This is a genomic window from Nocardioides sp., assembly GCF_035703625.1.
Lineage (GTDB): Bacteria > Actinomycetota > Actinomycetes > Propionibacteriales > Nocardioidaceae > Nocardioides.
In genome coordinates, this window is sequence record NZ_DASSXS010000081.1 from 1 (window position 1) to 3,637 (window position 3,637).

Here is a 3,637-nt window from a genome sequence, read left to right on the forward strand (position 1 = left end):
CTGTCGTCGTACGACGTGAAGCTGCACGCCGTTCCGGTGCTGGGGCGTGCGCTCGACGAGCCCGGCGCCTACGAGATCGTCGAACCGGACACCGTCCTCAACGTCGCCTCGACCCGGTCGTTAGGCTGACTAGTTCCAGACCGGCAGCCAGCCGGCCGATCGAAGGAGCCACTCGTGGCCAAGGCCCCCGCCACCGCCCTCGACAACGTCGTCTCCCTCTGCAAGCGCCGGGGATTCGTCTACCCGTGCGGCGAGATCTACGGCGGCACCCGCTCCGCCTGGGACTACGGCCCGCTCGGCGTGGAGCTGAAGGAGAACATCAAGCGCCAGTGGTGGAAGGCGATGGTGACCGCCCGCGAGGACATCGTCGGCCTCGACTCCAGCGTGATCCTGCCGACGCGCACGTGGGAGGCCAGCGGCCACCTGAGCACCTTCACCGACCCGCTGACCGAGTGCCAGTCCTGCCACAAGAGGTTCCGGGCCGACCACATGCAGGAGGAGTTCGCGGAGAAGAAGGGGATCGACGACCCCGACTCCATCGACCTCAAGGAGCTGGCCTGCCCCAACTGCGGCACCCGCGGCGCGTGGACCGAGCCCCGCAACTTCAACATGATGCTGAAGACCTACCTCGGCGTGATCGAGGACGAGTCCGGCCTGCACTACCTCCGCCCCGAGACCGCCCAGGGCATCTTCCTCAACTTCGCCAACGTGGTCACCTCGAGCCGGAAGAAGCCGCCGTTCGGCATCGCCCAGATCGGCAAGGCGTTCCGCAACGAGATCACCCCGGGCAACTTCATCTTCCGCACCCGCGAGTTCGAGCAGATGGAGATGGAGTACTTCGTCAAGCCCGGTGAGGACGAGGAGCTGCACCAGTACTGGATCGACACCCGCACCCAGTGGTACGTCGACCTCGGCATCGACCCGGCCAACCTCCGGCACTACGAGCACCCGAAGGAGAAGCTGAGCCACTATTCCAAGCGGACCGTGGACATCGAGTACCGCTTCGGCTTCTCCGCACGCGGCTTCGAGGAGCTCGAGGGAATCGCCAACCGCACCGACTTCGACCTCAGCCAGCACAGCGAGTTCTCGGGCCAGGACCTGTCCTACTACGACCAGGCGACCGGTGAGCGCTACATGCCCTACGTCATCGAGCCGGCGGCCGGACTCACCCGCAGCCTCATGGCCTTCCTCGTCGACGCCTACCACGAGGACGAGGCGCCCAACACCAAGGGCGGTGTCGACAAGCGGACGGTGCTGCGCCTCGACCCCCGTATCGCGCCGGTCAAGGCTGCCGTCCTGCCGCTGAGCCGCAATCCCGAGCTGTCGCCCAGGGCGAAGGCGCTCGCCACCGACCTGCGCCGCAACTGGAACGTCGACTTCGACGACTCGGGCGCCATCGGCCGGCGCTACCGTCGACAGGACGAGATCGGGACGCCCTACTGCGTCACCGTCGACTTCGAGAGTCTCGAGGACGACGCCGTCACGGTGCGCGAGCGGGACTCGATGAGCCAGGAGCGGATCGGGATGGACCGGATCACCTCGTACTTCGCCGAGCGTTTCGTCGGCTGCTGAAAGGCACGTCATGCACAATCTCCCCATGTCTCACCCCCATCGCCACCTCCGACCAGGGGTCCGGCCCCTGGCCGCCGTGCTCCTCGCCCTCCTGATGGCACTGACCGCGTGCGGGGGTGGTGGCGACGACCCCGGCGCGAGCTCGAGCGAGTCGGGATCCGGTGACGGTGAGACCGCGGGTGAGGCGCCCACCGAGGAGAAGCCCTACCTCCCGGTGCCCGACGGCGTGGAGCTGACCGCCCAGGGCAGCCCGCTCGACGTCGGCGACAAGGCCGTGGTCGCCTACGAGCCGCGCCAGGACGTCGTCGGCGCGCTGGAGATCACGGTGACCCGGCTGGAGAAGGCCAGCTTCCAGCAGTTCGTGGGCTGGGACGTCACGGCCGAGACCCGCAAGACCAACCCCTACTTCGTTCGCGCCACCGTCAAGAACGTCGGCTCCACCGACCTCGGTGGTCAGGACGTGCCGCTCTACGCCGTGGACGGCAACAACCGGCTGATCGAGGCCTCGACCTTCCAGAGCACCTTCAAGCCGTGCTCGCCCCAGTCGTTCCCCAAGCGCTTCAAGCGGGGCGACAAGGGCAAGTTCTGCCTCGTCTACCTCGCGCCCGACAAGGGCGACCTCACCGCCGTGAGCTTCCGCCCGGTCGAGGACTTCGACCCGATCACCTGGACCGGGAAGCTCGTGAAGGCCGGGTCGGACAAGAAGCGCGGCAAGAAGGGCGACAAGAAGGGCGGCAAGCAGGGCGGCGGCAACCAGGGCTGAGCCGCCCACGGTTTTGGGGGCACCCGGTCGCGTCGGGACAATGTCGGGCATGACCGTCCTGCCCGCCTCGCTCACGCTCGGCTCGCTGCGCGTGGAGACGCCGGTCGTGCTGGCACCCATGGCGGGCATCACCAACGCCGCCTACCGGCGCCTGTGCGCGGAGCAGGGGGCGGGGCTCTACGTCAGCGAGATGATCACCTCACGCGGGCTGGTCGAGGGCGACGCCGTCACCCGCTCGATGCTGGTCTTCGACGAGCGGGAGTCCATCCGCTCCGTCCAGCTCTACGGCACCGACCCCGCCTACGTCGGCAAGGCCGCCGAGATCCTGTGCGCCGAGTACGGCGTCGCGCACGTGGACCTCAACTTCGGCTGCCCGGTCCCCAAGGTGACCCGCAAGGGCGGCGGGGGCGCGCTCCCCTGGAAGCGGGGGCTGCTGGCCGAGATCCTCGAGGCGGCCGTCCGCGCGACCGCGCCCTACGGCGTCCCGCTCACCATGAAGACGCGCAAGGGTCTCGACGACGACCACCTCACCTACCTCGACGCCGGCCGGATCGCCCAGGAGTCGGGCTGTGCCGCGATCGCGCTGCACGGGCGCACCGTCGCCCAGGCCTACTCCGGGGTGGCCGACTGGGAGGCGATCGCCGCGCTGGCCGCCCATGTCGACATCCCGGTCCTCGGGAACGGTGACATCTGGGAGGCCGCGGACGCGGTGCGGATGGTGGAGCAGACCGGGGTCGCCGGGGTCGTCGTCGGTCGAGGGTGCCTGGGGCGACCGTGGCTCTTCCGCGACCTCGCCGCGGCGTTCGCGGGCCGCACGGTGAGCACCCTGCCGACCCTCGGCGAGGTGCGGGACATGATGCGCCGCCACGCCGAGCTGCTGGCCGAGCACATGGGGGAGGAGCGCGGCTGCAAGGAGTTCCGCAAGCACGTCTCCTGGTACCTCAAGGGCTTCGCCGCCGGAGGCACGCTGCGCCACTCGCTGGCCCTGGTGGACTCGCTGGCGTCCCTGGACGCGCTGCTGGCCGAGCTCGACCCCGACGAACCGTTCCCGACCTCCGAGCTCGGGACCCCCCGCGGACGCCAGGGCTCGCCCCGCACCCGCGTGGTGCTGCCGGAGGGCTGGCTCGACGACACCGACGGGACCGGCGACGCGGTCCGCGAGGACGCCCTCGAGGTCACGGGCGGATAACGGATCGGTGACGGCGTGATCACGGTCTCGTGATCCGAAACACCTGTGGATTTCCGCCCCATGATTGGGACAGGCTTGCGCGGCTGTGCTTTAGTCGTCACCTCGCGTCGCTT

3 protein-coding genes are annotated in these 3,637 nt (G+C 69.3%); all 3 read left to right on the forward strand.

Features of this window, described 5'->3' with window-relative positions:
- Nucleotides 1-174 precede the first annotated feature (174 nt).
- Genes VFN12_RS04145 through dusB form a run of 3 tightly spaced genes read left to right on the forward strand, consistent with a single transcriptional unit; the run spans nucleotide 175 to nucleotide 3,524 of the window.
- Nucleotides 175-1,572 (forward strand): glycine--tRNA ligase, encoded by a 1,398-nt coding sequence (locus VFN12_RS04145; RefSeq protein ID WP_325117327.1) that lies wholly within the window; start codon nucleotides 175-177, stop codon nucleotides 1,570-1,572.
- 25 nt (nucleotides 1,573-1,597) lie between these two features.
- Nucleotides 1,598-2,335 (forward strand): hypothetical protein, encoded by a 738-nt coding sequence (locus VFN12_RS04150; protein ID WP_325117328.1) that lies wholly within the window; start codon nucleotides 1,598-1,600, stop codon nucleotides 2,333-2,335.
- Between the two features lie 49 nt (nucleotides 2,336-2,384).
- Entirely contained in the window at nucleotides 2,385-3,524 is a 1,140-nt protein-coding gene (gene dusB / locus VFN12_RS04155; protein ID WP_325117329.1) for a tRNA dihydrouridine synthase DusB, read from the forward strand.
- The last annotated feature ends 113 nt before the right edge of the window (nucleotides 3,525-3,637 follow it).